Source organism: Sphingobium sp. GW821-FHT02B05 (assembly GCF_059421905.1).
In genome coordinates, this window is the sequence record NZ_JBWKVW010000001.1 from 825,557 (window position 1) to 840,127 (window position 14,571).

15 protein-coding genes and 2 tRNA genes are annotated in these 14,571 nt (G+C 63.4%); 10 read left to right on the forward strand and 7 right to left on the reverse strand.

The genetic code is table 11. The annotated features are described in order from the left end of the window. The gene (locus AC07UX_RS04195; RefSeq protein WP_495190721.1) at positions 1-1,413 is read left to right on the forward strand and encodes an efflux transporter outer membrane subunit; all 1,413 of its coding nucleotides are present in this window, start codon (positions 1-3) and stop codon (positions 1,411-1,413) included. 88 nt (positions 1,414-1,501) lie between these two features. Continuing rightward, a complete protein-coding gene (locus AC07UX_RS04200; RefSeq protein ID WP_495190722.1) occupies positions 1,502-1,996 on the forward strand; it encodes a methylated-DNA--[protein]-cysteine S-methyltransferase in 495 nt (164 codons plus the stop codon). Positions 1,997-2,001: 5 nt separating this feature from the next. On the opposite strand, the gene AC07UX_RS04205 is transcribed toward AC07UX_RS04200, so the two are convergent. The 4 genes from AC07UX_RS04205 to dapB all read right to left on the reverse strand — a co-directional run bounded on the left by AC07UX_RS04205 (position 2,002) and on the right by dapB (position 4,073). After that, positions 2,002-2,078: transfer RNA gene (locus AC07UX_RS04205), tRNA-Arg, on the reverse strand. A gap of 73 nt (positions 2,079-2,151) precedes the next feature. Then, on the reverse strand, positions 2,152-2,541 hold the full coding sequence (locus AC07UX_RS04210; protein WP_495190723.1) for a hypothetical protein: 390 nt from the start codon (positions 2,539-2,541) through the stop codon (positions 2,152-2,154). Between the two features lie 104 nt (positions 2,542-2,645). After that, a complete protein-coding gene (gene nth / locus AC07UX_RS04215) occupies positions 2,646-3,308 on the reverse strand; it encodes an endonuclease III (RefSeq protein WP_495190724.1) in 663 nt (220 codons plus the stop codon). Then, positions 3,309-4,073 carry a 4-hydroxy-tetrahydrodipicolinate reductase gene (dapB, locus tag AC07UX_RS04220; protein WP_495190725.1) on the reverse strand — a complete coding sequence of 255 codons (765 nt, stop codon included), beginning with the start codon at positions 4,071-4,073 and terminating at the stop codon, positions 3,309-3,311. A 107-nt stretch (positions 4,074-4,180) separates the two neighbouring features. Here dapB and AC07UX_RS04225 point away from each other — a divergent pair, with 107 nt between their 5' ends. From AC07UX_RS04225 to AC07UX_RS04250, 6 genes are all read left to right on the forward strand, one after another. Continuing rightward, entirely contained in the window at positions 4,181-4,882 is a 702-nt protein-coding gene (locus AC07UX_RS04225) for an NAD-dependent deacylase (RefSeq protein ID WP_495190726.1), read from the forward strand. A gap of 74 nt (positions 4,883-4,956) precedes the next feature. Continuing rightward, positions 4,957-5,709 carry a class I SAM-dependent methyltransferase gene (locus AC07UX_RS04230; protein WP_495190727.1) on the forward strand — a complete coding sequence of 251 codons (753 nt, stop codon included), beginning with the start codon at positions 4,957-4,959 and terminating at the stop codon, positions 5,707-5,709. Further along, positions 5,706-7,007, forward strand: a complete 1,302-nt coding sequence (locus tag AC07UX_RS04235) for a hypothetical protein (protein ID WP_495190728.1) — start codon at positions 5,706-5,708, stop codon at positions 7,005-7,007. Before AC07UX_RS04230 ends, AC07UX_RS04235 begins: the two co-directional genes overlap by 4 nt. Beyond that, positions 7,004-8,149, forward strand: a complete 1,146-nt coding sequence (locus AC07UX_RS04240; protein WP_495190729.1) for a glycosyltransferase family 4 protein — start codon at positions 7,004-7,006, stop codon at positions 8,147-8,149. Before AC07UX_RS04235 ends, AC07UX_RS04240 begins: the two co-directional genes overlap by 4 nt. Further along, a complete protein-coding gene (locus AC07UX_RS04245) occupies positions 8,146-8,892 on the forward strand; it encodes an FkbM family methyltransferase (RefSeq protein ID WP_495190730.1) in 747 nt (248 codons plus the stop codon). Before AC07UX_RS04240 ends, AC07UX_RS04245 begins: the two co-directional genes overlap by 4 nt. Before the next feature lie 2 nt (positions 8,893-8,894). Next, positions 8,895-10,637, forward strand: coding sequence for an MFS transporter (locus tag AC07UX_RS04250; RefSeq protein ID WP_495190731.1), 1,743 nt, complete (start codon positions 8,895-8,897; stop codon positions 10,635-10,637). 59 nt (positions 10,638-10,696) lie between these two features. On the opposite strand, the gene AC07UX_RS04255 is transcribed toward AC07UX_RS04250, so the two are convergent. The 3 genes from AC07UX_RS04255 to AC07UX_RS04265 all read right to left on the reverse strand — a co-directional run bounded on the left by AC07UX_RS04255 (position 10,697) and on the right by AC07UX_RS04265 (position 12,669). Next, the gene (locus AC07UX_RS04255; protein ID WP_495190732.1) at positions 10,697-11,716 is read right to left on the reverse strand and encodes a FecR family protein; all 1,020 of its coding nucleotides are present in this window, start codon (positions 11,714-11,716) and stop codon (positions 10,697-10,699) included. Beyond that, the gene (locus tag AC07UX_RS04260) at positions 11,634-12,239 is read right to left on the reverse strand and encodes a sigma-70 family RNA polymerase sigma factor (RefSeq protein ID WP_495190733.1); all 606 of its coding nucleotides are present in this window, start codon (positions 12,237-12,239) and stop codon (positions 11,634-11,636) included. The genes AC07UX_RS04255 and AC07UX_RS04260 overlap by 83 nt, the downstream gene beginning before the upstream one ends. 232 nt (positions 12,240-12,471) lie before the next feature. After that, positions 12,472-12,669, reverse strand: a complete 198-nt coding sequence (locus AC07UX_RS04265; RefSeq protein WP_495190734.1) for a hypothetical protein — start codon at positions 12,667-12,669, stop codon at positions 12,472-12,474. A 123-nt stretch (positions 12,670-12,792) separates the two neighbouring features. On the opposite strand from AC07UX_RS04265, the gene AC07UX_RS04270 reads away from it, so the two are divergent. Continuing rightward, positions 12,793-12,877, forward strand: a tRNA-Leu gene (locus AC07UX_RS04270). Positions 12,878-12,935: 58 nt separating this feature from the next. After that, positions 12,936-14,537, forward strand: a complete 1,602-nt coding sequence (gene tig / locus AC07UX_RS04275; RefSeq protein ID WP_495190735.1) for a trigger factor — start codon at positions 12,936-12,938, stop codon at positions 14,535-14,537. Positions 14,538-14,571 lie beyond the last annotated feature (34 nt).

Sequence of the window (14,571 nt, forward strand, 5' to 3'; positions counted from 1 at the left end):
ATGAAGCGCAACATGAAAGCGCTGGGCGCCATCACCCTTTCGCTGGCGCTGGCCGCCTGCGACATGGCGCCCAAATATGTGCGGCCGGAACTGCCCGTTCCGGCCGGCACGCCCCAGGGTGATGCCTATCCCGCCGGCGACGGATCGGCGATCGTCCCGGCGGATACGGCATGGCGCGATTTCTTCACTGATGCGCGGTTGGCGCGTGTGATCGAAACCGCGCTTGCCAACAATCGCGACCTGCGTATCGCACTCGCCAATGTCGAACAGGCACGGGCGCAATATAAGGTGCAGCGGGCCGACCTGCTCCCCACCGTGGCGGGCAGCGGCACGGCGACCTATTCGGAGCAGCCACTCGTCCAGTTCGGCCAGAGCCAGCGGCTCAACACCGACGTTTACCAGGCGCAGCTTGGCATTTCTTCTTGGGAAATCGACCTGTTCGGTCGGGTGCGCAACCTGACCAAAGCGGCGCAGGAGCAATATTTCGCCAGCGTCGAAACGCGAAATGCGGCCCAGACGGCGCTGATCGCGGAAACCGCCAATGCCTGGCTCACCATGGCGGCGGACCAGGAACGGTTGCGCATTGCCCGCGATCTGGAGCAGGCCTTCGGCAAGACGCTGGACCTCAACAAGGCCCGCTTTGCCAGGGGCATCGCATCTGAACTGGAGGTCCGTCAGGCGCAGACCAGCTATGACAGCGCCCGATCGGACATTGCGGCGGCCACGACGCTGGTGGCGCAGGACCAGAATGCGCTCAACCTGCTCGTAGGAACGACCGTGCCTGCGTCGGATCTGCCCAATTCGCTGGAGCAAAAGGACGCTACGCTCGACAACCTGCCGGCGAACATCTCGTCCGACATATTGTTGCGCCGTCCCGATATCGCGTCGGCAGAACATAATCTGCGTGGCGCCAACGCCAATATCGGTGCGGCGCGCGCGGCTTTCTTTCCGACCATTTCGCTGACGGCAGCGCTTGGGACGGTCAGTCTGGGCCTATCCGGCCTGTTCAAGTCCGGCAGCGACACCTGGTCGGTCGCGCCCGGTGCAACCCTGCCGATCTTCGACTTCGGCCGGAACAAGGGTAATCTGCGTTACGCCAGGGCAACTTACGACGCGATGCTCGCCACCTATGAAAAGAGCGTGCAGACCGGTTTCCGCGAAGTCGCCGATGCGCTCGCCCGGCGCGGCACCATGACGCAGCAGGTGGAGGCCCAGACGTCGCAGCGGGATAGCGCACGGGTAGCCTATACCCTGTCGGAGGCTCGCTTCCGTGCCGGGGTGGACAGCTTCCTGACAACGCTGGATTCCCAGCGTTCGCTCTACAGCGCGGAGCAGAGCCTGGTCGCCACCCGCCTGACTCGTGCGACCAACATGGTCGAACTCTATCGTGCGATGGGCGGCGGCCTGAAATAAGCCGCTCACCGACTTTGACAGCAAGCCGGGAGAAGCCCTGGCCCATAATCTCCGCTATCGGTCATAGGCAGGTAGCGGAGATTTACATATGGCCCTCGTCCAAACGCTCTTTCCCTCGCCCGTCGGCGTCCTGACCCTGGTGGCCAGCGACGCAGGGTTGGTGGCAATCCTGTGGGAAGAGGACGATCCTGCCCGCGTCCGTCTGACTATGCGGGAAGACAGCCCTGCTCATCCCATGCTGGCGCAGACGGCGACGGAGTTGACCGCCTATTTTGCCGGCAATTTACAGCGATTTACCGTGCCGCTCGACTTTCGCGGCACCGATTTCCAGAAGAAGGTATGGGCGGCGCTCTGCACCATCCCCTTCGGTGAAACACGCAGCTATGGCGACATCGCCCGCGCTATCGGCCTTCCCACCGCCAGTCGTGCGGTGGGCGCCGCCAATGGCCGCAACCCCATCTCGATCATCGCACCCTGCCACCGCGTTATCGGCAGCAACGGTGCGCTCACCGGCTTCGCCGGCGGCGTCGAGGTAAAGCGCTGGCTGCTCGATTTCGAACGAAGTCAGGCCGGTCTGTTGTGAGAAAATGGTGCACCCAAGTGGATTCGAACCACTGGCCTTTGCCTTCGGAGGGCAACGCTCTATCCAGCTGAGCTATGGGTGCATGACGCTGGTCAGGAGGGGCGGGTAGCAAAGTCCTTGGCCCTGCGCCAGCGTCAAAATCACCTTGGCCGATCTTATTTTGCCGCCTTCTCCATCGGCTGGAACTTGCCCAGGCCGCAACTGGCGCCCGGCTGCAATCCAGGGCCGACATTCCACAACACGGTGATGATATCGACCGAGCAGAGCTGCGACAGGCTGGTGCGATAGGAAAAGCGCTTTTCGAAGCCCAGGCTGGGGCAGCTGCTGGGCAGGCTGTTGCGGTAGATTTTCTTGCCGTTCATGATGAAGTCGATGGTGCGGTCGTCGCGCACATTGGTCGACCGGATCGACCGGATCTGTACGCAATCTATCGCCGCACCCTTGGCCGGCACGTAGGGATCGGGCGCTTCCTTGGCCAAGGCGGGCAGTGCGATGCAGGCCAGTGCGACGGACAGGACAAGGCGATGGTTGGAACGGGCGGACATGGCTTCTCTCCTCATATCACGCCGAATCGACGGCGCCACGTAGCGCGATCCGTCATCTGTACTATGTTTGTCATGAACGGCGCGAAAATGCACGTTGGACCGTGTCAGGCCGCCTTGGCCGCCGAAATCTTGGGCGCGGGCGTCTTGGGCTTGAACCGGCACAGGTCGCTGACGATGCAGCGCCAGCATTCCGGCTTGCGTGCCTTGCACACATAGCGGCCATGCAGGATCAGCCAGTGATGCGCGTCGCGCCGGAACGGGCCGGGCACCCGCTTCTCCAGCTTCTCCTCCACTGCCAGCACCGTCTTGCCCGGCGCCAGGCCGGTCCGGTTGCCGACACGGAAGATATGGGTATCGACCGCAAACGTCTCCTGTCCGAAAGCGGTGTTCACCACGACATTGGCGGTCTTGCGCCCGACGCCGGGCAGGGTGGTCAGCGTATCGCGATCCTCCGGTACTTCGCCGCCATAATCGCGTACCAAAATTTCAGACAGGCCGATCACATTCTTGGCCTTGGTATTGAACAGCCCGATCGTCTTGATGTGCTGCTTCAAGCCGTCTTCGCCCAGATCGACCATCTGCTGCGGCGTCGTCACCTCGCGGAAAAGCGCGCGCGTGGCCTTGTTCACGCCGACATCGGTCGCCTGGGCGGACAGGGTGACCGCGACCAGCAACTGATAGGCGTTGCCATATTCCAGCTCCGTCACCGGGGCCGGATTGGCTTCGGCCAGACGGCTGAAAAAATCGAAGACCTGCGCCTTGTTCATTTACAGGCCCAGCACGCCCTTCATATCGTACCGCCCGGCCGGTTGCCCGACCAGCCAGCGGGCCGCCTTCACCGCGCCGCGGGCGAAGATGGTGCGATTCTCGGCGCGATGGCCGATCTCGATCCGTTCGCCTTCGGTGGCGAAGATCACCTGATGGTCGCCCGCCACCGATCCGCCACGCAGAGCGACGAAGCCGATATCGCCGGGCGTACGCGCGCCGGTAATGCCGTCGCGGCCGCGATCGCTATGCTCGGCCAGCGGGATATGCCGCCCGCGCGCTGCCGCCTCGCCCAGCATCAGCGCGGTGCCGGACGGCGCATCGACCTTGTGCCGGTGGTGCATCTCGACGATCTCGATGTCCCAATCGTCGCCCAGGCCGGCAGCCGCCTTCTCCACCAGCGCCGCCAGCAGGTTGACGCCCAGCGAGGTATTGCCGGTCTGGAGCACAGGAATATGCACGGCCGCTTCGTCGATCAGGGCATGATGCACCGGCTCCAGCCCGGTGGTGCCGATCACGATCGGCTTCTTCGCCGCGATGCAGGCGTCGAGATGCGCGGACAGCGCGCCCGGCACGGAAAAGTCGATCAACACCTCGCTCGCTTCCGCCAGCGCCAGTGTGTCGGCGGTCATGGCGATGCCCGGCGCGATCTCGCCCGCAGGATCGCGATCGGTGCCGCCCGCCAGCCCCAGGCCGGTATCCGCTGCAACCTGCGCAATCGCGCGTCCCATCCGGCCCGCCGCTCCGAAAATGCCGATCGTCGTCATGTCCCGCCTCATTTCCTATCCGTCAGGACGTGGCCGATGCCAGAGCGGCGCGGCTTTGTCATCCCTGCGCCTTGGCGCGGCCGCGCTTGCGCTCTAATGCGTCTATCATGGGCACTGACATCCACACTATCGTCATCCTTACCGGCGCGGGCGTATCGGCGGAATCCGGTCTCGCCACCTTTCGCGGGCCCGATGGCCTGTGGGAGGGCCATCGCGTCGAGGACGTCTGTACCCCGCAAGCGCTGGCGCGGGATGAGGCGCTGGTCCATCGTTTTTATGACGAGCGGCGCGCGAAGCTGGCGGAGGTTCAGCCTAATGCTGCGCATCAGGCGCTGGCCGCGCTCGACGCCGCCTGGCCCGGCGAATTGCTGATCGTGACGCAGAATGTCGACGATCTGCACGAACGGGCCGGGGCCAAGCGGCTGATCCACATGCACGGAGAACTTAAGTCTGCCCTTTGCGCCGCCTGCGGCAAGGCGGCCCCATGGGCCGACGCGCTGCCACCCGGCAGCATCTGCGATGGCTGCGGCAAGCCGCGCCTGCGTCCCGACATCGTGTTCTTCGGCGAAATGCCGTATGAGATGGATCGGATCTACGATGCGGTACGCAACGCGGACCTGTTCGTGTCGATCGGCACATCGGGCGCGGTCTATCCGGCTGCCGGCTTTGTCCAGACTGCCCGTCATGTCGGTGCCCGCACGCTGGAACTCAATCTCGATCCTTCGGCCGGCAGCGTCTATTTCGATGAGACGCGGCTCGGCCCGGCCAGCCAGCTTGTGCCCGAACTGGTGCGCACGTTGCTGGCCTGATCCCGAAAGCCTCTCGCATTACCCGTCGCTTATAGTATAGCGCGGCCTTTCACCTACCCTGCGCGGAGCGACCAGTGATTACTGTCCAGCGGGTGGCCAAGGCCGCCGGCAAGCATCTGACCAAGACGGCGCTCACATTGCGCAAGGCTTTGGGCGCACGCGCCACGCGCAGCTGCCCGGCCTGTGGCAGCGCCGTGGTCGGCTTCTTCCGTTATGGCGACAATGGCGAATGGGGATGCCCGCAATGTGGCGCCTCGCCGCGCGAGCGGCTGATGAACTGGCTGATCCAGCAGGGGACGCTGACCGTGCCGACCGCCGGCGCGATCCTTCACATGGCCCCCAATGAGGGGAGTCTGGTCAGGCGCTTTTCCGCCGCCGCCGACTATGTCCCGGCGGACCTCGATCCCGCACGCTATACGGTGCCGCACATGCACCGCGTCGATTTGATGGAATTGGCGGACAGCGACCGCTACGACCTCTTCTACGCCAGCCATGTGATGGAACATGTGCCCGACGACATGGCCGTGTTGCGCAACATCCATCGCGCGCTCAAGCCCGGCGGCGAAGCCTGGCTGATCGTGCCATTATGGGACAAGCCGACCGAAGATGGCAGCTTCGATATCCCGCCGCGTGAGCGGGAGCGCCGTTTCGGCCAGTGGGACCATGTCCGCCAATATGGCCTCGATTTCGCCGACCGCATCCGCGCCGCCGGTTTCGATCTGGAACAGATTGACGCCGCATCCATCGACGACGACATCCGCCATTTTCACGCCCTCGACGACCGGCTGTTCCGCGCGCGCAAGCCGGGCGGAGAGTCCGCACGGTGAGCCGCCTCGCGCGGCTGGAAGGCTCGGCCCGCTTTCTTGCACTGGTTAAGCTCGCCAATGTCGGGCTGGTGCTGATCTGGGGCTTTGCCGTCACCTTCGTGTTCGTGCGCGTGCTGCCGATCGGCGAGTTTCAAGCCTTCCTGCTGCTGGTTGCGTTCGGCAATTTCACAATCTCGGCGGAATTTGGCCTGACCAGCATCATTTATGCCCGATTGCGGCGGCATTGGCTTGGCGGTGAGGAGGGGCCCCAGGATGGCGGCTTTCGGCTGGAGGAAATGGGCGTCCTGTTCCTGTTTCTCGGCCTGCTGGTCGTCGGCGCCACCGTGATCCTGCTGATTGCGCTGGCGGGCGGCTGGCTATCGACCGCCATGCCCTTGCTTTTCCTCCTCTTCTTCCTGTCCGCCTGTCTCAATCTGCCGGCTCTCCTGGCCAAGCGGGCGCTGGCGGCGGTGGACGGTAATTTCCTGTGGGAAGGACTGGATTGCGCGCGGCGCGTCGTGACGATCGGCCTGCTGCTTGCGATGCTGGCGGGCCTGGACCCGCGCTTGTCGGTCGGGCTGCAACTGGCGGTCAGCATCCTTGTGATCGGCTATGCCATCGGCCATGTCCATCGTCGCCTTGGCATGACGCGCCGCCACTGGATCGCCTTTCGCGTCGGCGGCGGTCATGTCCGCGCCCATTATCTGCGTGATATCGGGGCCTCGGCGGCCTTCACCGTCTCCGACATCATCGCCTATAATGCGCCCTATTTCACGATCGCGCTGGCCACCAGCGACGCCCGACCGATGCTGGTCTTCGATTTCTTCTTCAAAATGTCGCGCGCCTTGTCGATGCTGGTCCGCGCCACGGTGGAGGCTGCCTTGCCCCGCATAACCCGTGCTTTCCATGCCGGCGATGTTGCGCGCCTGCGCCAATTGCTTGGTCGTGCTCTGGCGGCGGCCTTGCTCTTTGCCGCCGGCCTGTCCGCCGTACTGCTGTTGGCTGGCGACCGCTTGTTCGCTCTGCTGTTCGACGGCCGCGCCACGATCGACCGGGCGGATATCCTGCTCATCATCCTGGCTCTGGCGGCACTGACCCTGCTTTGCGTCTCGGTCTATGTGCAGGGCGCGTTGGGGCGCTTTGGCGAATTGCTGGCCCGATCGCTGCCTTTCCTCGCCGGATCGCTGGCGAGCGCGCCGCTTGCCCTCCTGCTCTGGCCAGACCGGTTCGATCTGGCCTTCCTTGCGCTCTACGCCTTGACGCTCGCGGGCGTGGCCATGCTCCATCTCCTCTCCCTGCGTCGGTTGGTGCGAGCATGAAGGTCGCCATGGTCGATCCCTCCCTCTTCACCGGGCGCTATGACGACAGCCTGTGCGCGGCGCTTGCGGGGCAGGGCATGGATGTCACCCTGCTCGGTCGCCCGATGCGCGACACCGACGCGATCGTACCGCGCGGCTACACCTATCGGCCGCGATATTTTCGGCGCAGCGAAGCCTTGCGGACGCGATTGGGGGAAGGGCGCGCCTTCCGCATGGCCAAGGCGGCGGAATATGGCCTGACCTGCGCATTGGGCGACATCGCGCCCCTCACAAAAGCGAATGTCGTCCATGTCCAGTGGCTCCCGCTGGCGCCTGCCGACCGGTTGCTGCTGAACCGGCTGAAGGGGCGCGCGGCGCTGGTCCACACCGTCCATAATGCCGACGCCTATCATGCCGATGCCGGCCTTCAGGGACGCGGCTATCGCGCATTGCTCGATCTGTTCGACGCGCTGGTCGTCCATGGCGAAACCACCCGCGCGGCCTTGATCGGGCAGGGCATCGATCCGGCCCGCATCCAGGTGACCCCGCACCCGCCGATGCGCCTCGCCCCGGCCGCGCCCGCCGATTTCGCCGCCATCCCCGCGGCCACCATCCCGCGCCTGCTCTTCTTCGGCACGATCCGCCCCTATAAGGGCGTCGATATATTGATCGAGGCTTGCCTTCAGCTCTGGCGCGCCGGCCATGCCTTCCAACTGGTCCTTGCCGGCAAGCCCTTCATGGACATGGCGCCGCTGATCGACGCCGTCGCCCAGGCCGGCTTCTCTCACCGCCTCGCCACTGATTTCGGCTTCCTCAACGAAGCCCGGCTCGACGCGCATATGGCCCGGGCCGACATGATCGTCTTCCCGTACCGCCATATCGATTCGAGCGGTGCTTTCCTGTCCGCCCTTCACCATGGCAAGGCGATGGTGACGTCCGATGCAGGCATGTTTGGCCAGTTGCCGGACGGCGTCGCGGTCAGGGCGCGGGCGGGAAATGCGCCTGCACTGGCCCAAGCCCTCTTGCCGCTGATCGAAAGCGCGGCCATCAGGCACAGCCATGGCGCGCAGGCACGCGCCCATGGACAGGCAATGGGAAGTTGGAAGGATATGGCGGTGGCGACCATCGGCATTTATGAAACCGCATTGGCCGCGCGCGCATGAACCGTTATCTGCGCGAACTGGCCGACCGCAAGCTGGCCCTGCGTCTGGCGCTGGCCGGCCGCGTCCACCAATATCCGGAAATTCAGGCGCTCAAGCGCTTCCTGTCGGTCTTCTCGGTCGATTGCCTATTGGATGTCGGCGCCAATCGCGGCCAATATGCCACCATGTTGCGCCAGGATGCGGGCTATAAGGGGCTGATCCTCTCCTTCGAGCCGAACCCGGATGTGTTCGTCGAATTGCAGAAGGCCGCTGCGTCCGACCGGCACTGGCACGTCTTCAACATGGCCCTGTCCGATTTCGATGGCACCGCCAGCTTCAACATCATGGCCGCAGACCAGTTCAGCTCGCTGAAAAACCCATCGGATGAACAGGACCCCATCTTCGCCGACCGCAACAAGGTGACGAAGACGGTGGAGATGCAATGCCGTCGCCTCGACACGCTGCTTCCCGAACTTGTCGCGCAACATGGCTTTGCGCGCCCTTTCCTGAAGATGGACACACAGGGGCACGACCTGTCGGTGTGCGAAGGCGCGGGCGCGGTCCTTACGAACATGCTTGGCGTCCAGACGGAGCTGGGCGTCCGCCCCATCTATGAAGGCGGCACCGGCTATCGCGAGATGATCGATTGGCTGGCCGATCGCGGCTTCGTCCCCTCCGCCTTCTTTGCCAATAATAAGGGCCATTTCCCCCTGTTGGTCGAAATGGATGGCATATTCGTCAACCGGACGGTGGTCGGGGCTTGACCATGGGCGACACAGCCGGGTTCGTCAGCGCGCGACGCCTGTTTCTGGCTGGAGCGATCGGCCTGGCCCTGTGGCTTGGCGCCACCTTCCTTTGGCATGTCACCTATCGCCAGGGCGTCAGCCTGGCCGTCATCCTGCTGCTGGATCAGGATTTCCCCGCGCTTTTGGGATCGCTGTTGTTGCTGGCGCTCGCTGCGCCCTGGGCGGAGGGGAAGGGGTTTGCGTTCCCCCGGCCGACCGCGCGCATCGTTGTGCCGCTCATCGTTCTGCTGGGCATGGCGGCATGGGCCGGCCATTATGCCCTGTTTCAGGATTATGCGATCAGCCGGGATGAAGAAGTCGCCCGCTTCGCCGCTGCCTATATGCGCGAAGGCCTGTTTGCCCGGCCGATCCCCATGGAGTGGGAACCCTATCGCCGCGCGATCATGCCGGAATTTTTCTCGCCCTTCGGCGCGGCGGATTATTGGACGGCAGCCTATCTGCCGGTGAACAGCGCGATCCAGGCGCTCTTCTGGCAATTGGGCGATCCCAACTTGGCCGGCCCGGCGCTGTTGATGGTGGGGCTGTTTGCGCTGTGGCGCGTGGCGCTGCACCTGATGCCCGATCGCCCGGATGCGGTCTGGGTGACGATATTGCTGGGCTTCTCCTCCAGCCAGCTTTGGGTCACGGCGATGACCCCTTATGCCATGACCGGCCATTTTGCGCTCAACATGGTCTGGCTGGCGCTCGTCCTGCGCGGGGGATTGATCGGCCATGTGAGTGCCGGCGTGGTGGCGCTGATCGCCGCTGGCCTGCACCAATGGCATTTTCCGCCGATCTTCATCGCGCCCTTCATCTTGTGGATGCTGCTGGCACGGCGTTGGACGGTCGCGGCCTTCCATGTGCTGACCTTGGTGGCGATCGTCATTATCTGGGCGAAGGTCTGGCCGACATTCTTGATGCACGCGCTCGGCGCCCCGATCGATATCCGTCCCTCCGCCGGTGTCGCCGACAAGGTGGGCAGCCTGTTCGAGCGGCTTGGCGATCGTTGGCAACCGCTGGTCAACATCACCCGTTACGTCGCCTGGAACAATATTTTGATGGTGCCGCTGGCCATGCTCGGCATCGCCGCCATGCGCTGGCGCGCGATGATCCGGGGGCAGGAAATCGCGCTGCCGCTGGCTATGGGCTGCCTTGCCGGCTGCCTGCTGGCATTGGCGCAGGGCTATGGTTGGGGTTTCCGTTATGCCCATGGCTTTATCGGCCCTTTCTGTTTGCTGGCCGGTTTGGGCTGGGCACGCTTCCGTCCACAGGGGGCCATGCGCCCGCTCCTTATCGGCATGGCCATCACCATCCTGGCCAGCACCTATCTGGTCTGGCGCACCCATGCCTTTGTCGCGCCCTATGCCGCCAGCCATCGCCTCATCGATTCGAGCGAGGCGGACGTGGTGCTGATCGATCCGCGCGGCGGGCTGTATGTCACGGACCTTGTGCGCGGTCGCAACGGCGTGCCGGGTAAGCCCATGGTCATGAACCTTGGGATGCTGTCGCTCGATCAGGTGGACGACCTCTGCAAATCCTACGTGGTGGAGTTGTTCGACCGGGCCGAATTTCGTCCCCTCGGCGTGCCGCTTGCGCGCTGGAATCTCGGCCGCATGGATGCCTTGCGCGCCCATATGAAGGAGCAGGGCTGCGATCGTCCGGTGCAGCCGCCGCTACCCGAAAGCTTTGACGATGCGTTGAACGCCGCCGACAACGCGATGTAGCCTACGATCCTATAAAGCTGACCTAATCCGTCATTGCGAGCATAGGAAGAAAGCGCGGTCTAATTGACCGTCAGCGCAGCGGCGACTTCATCGCGATAGAGCAGCATCACCGACCCGTCTTCGCCATGGACGGCACGGATCGGCAGGCTCAATTGCAGCACCGACAGAAATTCCCGGCTACCTTTGGTTGGAAAGCGGCCGCCAATACGCAGAGCCGACACGCGCGAATCGCCGATCAATATGGGTGCGGCGCGATAACGGTTGAATTCGCCTGCCGCCTGCTCGATCGTTTCGCCATCCAGTTCGACCATCTGCGCTCGCCAGGCGGTACGCTGGTCGACCAGCTTGGGGCCAAGGTTGGTGAGCGCAACCGTGCGGGGCTGGATCACCGCGCCGCCACCTGCGGAAACCGGGTGCGGCTTGCCCTTGCTGCAATAGACGATGACCTTGCCCCGCGTCACGGTCAGTTCGACGATCGACGGGCGCATCCGCACGTTGAAGGTGGTGCCTTCGGATCGAATCACCGCCGACCGGGCTTCGACATCGAACGGCCGTTTCTTGTCCTGATTGACGTCGAACGAGGCTTCGCCCTTGAACAGGCGCACTTTGCGGCCATGCGCGGTGAACCGCACTTCGGCTTCGCTGTCGCTGTTGAGGTGCAGGACCGATCCGTCGTCCAGCTTCACATCGCGCAATTCGCCGATCGCGGTCTGATAGCGATCGACGCCGTTGAAGGTGCGGATGGTCACGACCGCGGCGACGATGAAGAAAATGATCGCGATGGCAGCGGCGATCATGATGTTGCGGGACAGGCGGCGCTGCTGTTCCTCGCTGACGATCTCCGCCATGGGGGGCAATGTGACGTCGGCCGCGGCGCTCTTCAATCGCTCGGCGGCCTCCCACGCGGCTTCGGCGCGGGCAAAGGCGATGGCATGGCGCGGGTCGCTTTCGACCCAGTCGCAAATTTCAGCTTCGTCTTGTGGTGTAGGGGCGCTGTTAAGCCGGGCTAGCAGGCGCGCGGCTTGCGCCTCGATCGAGTCCCTGCCTACGTTGATCGACCCTGGTCCCGACGCCTGCACGCTCGAAGTCCGTTTCCTCACGTTCTGCCCAGGCCCGCATAACTATCGCGATGGCTTTGGCCAGATGTTTTTCAACAGTAGAAACGGATAGAGTCATTTCCTCCGCTATTTCCAGCATCGATTTTTCATGGATGCGCCGCAAAATGAAGACGCGGCGACATTGGGTCGGCAACGACTCGACGATGGTTTCCACCTGCCGAAGTGCCTCGCGGGCATGAAGCTGCGCCTCGATATTATTTTCGCCACCCAGCAATTCCAGATCGGCGATGGTTTCGAAGCTGACCACCTTGTTGCGGCGAGCGGTATCGATGACGAGGTTGCGGGCGATCGTGAACAGATAGGCGCGGCCTGTCGTCACATTCTCCCAATTCTCCGTGGCATAGGCGCGGGCCAATACCTCGGCGACCATGTCTTCCAGCTCGTGGGTGGATGGCAATATCCTGCGAAGGCGGCCACGAAGGGCGGCTTCCTGTGGCAGGATAACCGTCTTGAACCAGTCTAACTTAGCGCGAACCCTATGCACGTTGACCCCCTTATTTTGTCAGCCGCGCCTCTCCAGCATTTCATTTTCTGTCTTCTCGATGACATATTTCAATCATGGATGCAGGGGCCTGTCCAGCCACGGATCAGTCATTTTCCGGCAAAATACCAAAATGGTTCCCTCGATCGTAAATTAATTGTGGATATGTTGCGGCAAGCGCACACTTGTGTCGCGGCAATCCTTTGCCGTGACGCCTGCCGTAGCGCCGCACCGCTTAATCCGGCGGCGGCGGCAATTCGGCCGGCGCACTGTCGGGCTGGTCGTAATCCGGGCCGACCGGGCTGATTTCGTCCGGCTGGGTCATCGGGGTTTCGTCCGGCGTACGGGGCGCGGGCTGTTCGTCGGGTGATTGCGGCTCTATCCGGTCGGGCGGGGGGAGGCCGTCGGGATTATGGTCTGGGCGGGTGGCCATCTCTGTATCTCCTGTGTAACGCAATGGACCTACGTTCGGGCAGCAGGGCGGTTCCGCAGGGCGTTCCACTATAGCTTGCCTCTTACCGCGCTTTTCTCTATGCCGCGCCGACCGGCGACCGATGCGGGCGTGGCGAAACTGGTAGACGCGCCAGATTTAGGTTCTGGTATCGTATGATGTGGGGGTTCGAGTCCCTTCGCCCGCACCAGACGCCGCCTGCGGCGACGCCACCGAAATTCAGCTGAAGAAAGCGTTTGAGAGAAGAGATGCAGACTGTCGAGACGTTGAACGAGGGCCTTAAGCGCGCCTACACCGTAACCATCACGTCGAAGGACATCGACGCCCGTGTCGACAAGGAAGTGCAGGCCATCGCACCGCAAGTGCGCATGCCCGGTTTCCGTGCCGGCAAGGTGCCTGCCAACCTTGTAAAGAAGATGCACGGTGAATCGCTTCAGCGCGACGCCCTGAACAACAGCATCCAGGAAAGCATCCAGAAGCTGATCGCCGACCAGAAGCTGCGTCCCGCGATGCAGCCTTCGGTCGAACTGGACGAAGGCTTCGAATTCGGCAAGGACGCCGAGATCAAGGTCGCTCTGGAAGTGCTGCCCGAAATCGCCGCGCCCAGCGTCGATGGTCTGAAGCTGGAACGCCTGACCGTCGAAGTTGCCGACGCACAGGTCGATGAAGCCGCTGGCCGCATTGCCAGCCAGCAGGGCGCTCTTGAAGAACATCCCGCTGCCCACAAGGCAAAGGATGGCGACACGCTGAAGATCGATTTCGTCGGCAAGGTGGACGGCGAGGCGTTCGAAGGCGGTTCGGCCGAGGGCGTGAACCTCAAGATCGGTGCCGGCCAGTTCATCCCCGGCTTCGAAGAGCAGCTGACCGGCGTGAAGAAGGGCGAGGAAAAGACGATCACCGTCACCTTCCCGGAAGATTATGGCGCTGAGCATCTCGCCGGCAAGGAAGCGACGTTCGACGTCACCGTGCAGTCGATCCTGAATGCCGACAAGCCCAAGGTCGACGAAGACTTCGCCAAGTCGCTGGGTCTTGAAGGTCTGGACAAGCTCAAGGAGCTTCTGAAGGGCCAGATCGAGCAGGAACATAACGGCCTGACCCGCACCTACATGAAGCGCAAGCTGCTCGATCAGCTGGCCGCTGCCCACGACTTCGACGTACCGCCCAGCATGGTGGAAGCCGAGTTCGATCAAATCTGGCAGCAGCTTCAGCATGAAGCGACCCATGAGGAAGATCCGGCCGCCGCGATCGCCGAAATGGAAGCCGAAAAGGAAGATTATCGCGCCATCGCCGTGCGTCGTGTCCGCCTCGGCCTGCTCCTTTCGGAAATCGGCCAGGCCAATGGCGTCGTCGTGTCCGACCAGGAAATGAACCGCCTTATCATGCAGGCTGCGCAGCAGTATGGCCCGCAGGACCGTGAGCGCTTCGTGCAATATGTCCGCCAGGATCCGATGGCCGCCGCTCAGCTGCGCGCCCCCCTGTATGAAGACAAGGTCGTCGATTTCCTGTTCGAGAAGGCAGAAGTAACCGACCGCGCCGTCAGCCGTGAAGAGCTGGAAGCCGCGATCGAAGCCGAAGACGGCGATCTGAAGCCCCATGTCCACGGCCCCGGCTGCGGTCATGACCATGGCGACGAAAAGCCCAAGGCCAAGAAGGCCGCGGCCAAGAAGAAGGCCGAAGCCGAAGACGCGCCTGCCGAGGAAGCCGCTGCTGAAGAAGCGCCGGTGAAGAAGGCTGCGCCCAAGAAGGCCGCGGCCAAGAAGGACGAAGCTGTCGCCGGGGAAGACGCGGCGGCTGAAGAGAAGCCCAAGAAGAAGGCTGCCCCCAAGAAGGCCGCTGCCAAGGCTGAATAAGCCCGTCCTTGCCGACATGATGAGCGCCCGGCTT

Excerpts from the sequence above, each read along its gene's own strand:
- AC07UX_RS04265 (WP_495190734.1), bottom strand. The coding sequence starts at position 12,669 with ATGGCCACCCGCCCAGACCATAATCCCGACGGCCTCCCCCCGCCCGAC.
- AC07UX_RS04250 (WP_495190731.1), top strand. The coding sequence starts at position 8,895 with ATGGGCGACACAGCCGGGTTCGTCAGCGCGCGACGCCTGTTTCTGGCT.
- tig (WP_495190735.1), top strand. The coding sequence starts at position 12,936 with ATGCAGACTGTCGAGACGTTGAACGAGGGCCTTAAGCGCGCCTACACC.
- AC07UX_RS04210 (WP_495190723.1), bottom strand. The coding sequence starts at position 2,541 with ATGTCCGCCCGTTCCAACCATCGCCTTGTCCTGTCCGTCGCACTGGCC.
- nth (WP_495190724.1), bottom strand. The coding sequence starts at position 3,308 with ATGAACAAGGCGCAGGTCTTCGATTTTTTCAGCCGTCTGGCCGAAGCC.
- dapB (WP_495190725.1), bottom strand. The coding sequence starts at position 4,073 with ATGACGACGATCGGCATTTTCGGAGCGGCGGGCCGGATGGGACGCGCG.
- AC07UX_RS04245 (WP_495190730.1), top strand. The coding sequence starts at position 8,146 with ATGAACCGTTATCTGCGCGAACTGGCCGACCGCAAGCTGGCCCTGCGT.
- AC07UX_RS04195 (WP_495190721.1), top strand. The coding sequence starts at position 1 with ATGAAGCGCAACATGAAAGCGCTGGGCGCCATCACCCTTTCGCTGGCG.
- AC07UX_RS04200 (WP_495190722.1), top strand. The coding sequence starts at position 1,502 with ATGGCCCTCGTCCAAACGCTCTTTCCCTCGCCCGTCGGCGTCCTGACC.
- AC07UX_RS04240 (WP_495190729.1), top strand. The coding sequence starts at position 7,004 with ATGAAGGTCGCCATGGTCGATCCCTCCCTCTTCACCGGGCGCTATGAC.
- AC07UX_RS04225 (WP_495190726.1), top strand. The coding sequence starts at position 4,181 with ATGGGCACTGACATCCACACTATCGTCATCCTTACCGGCGCGGGCGTA.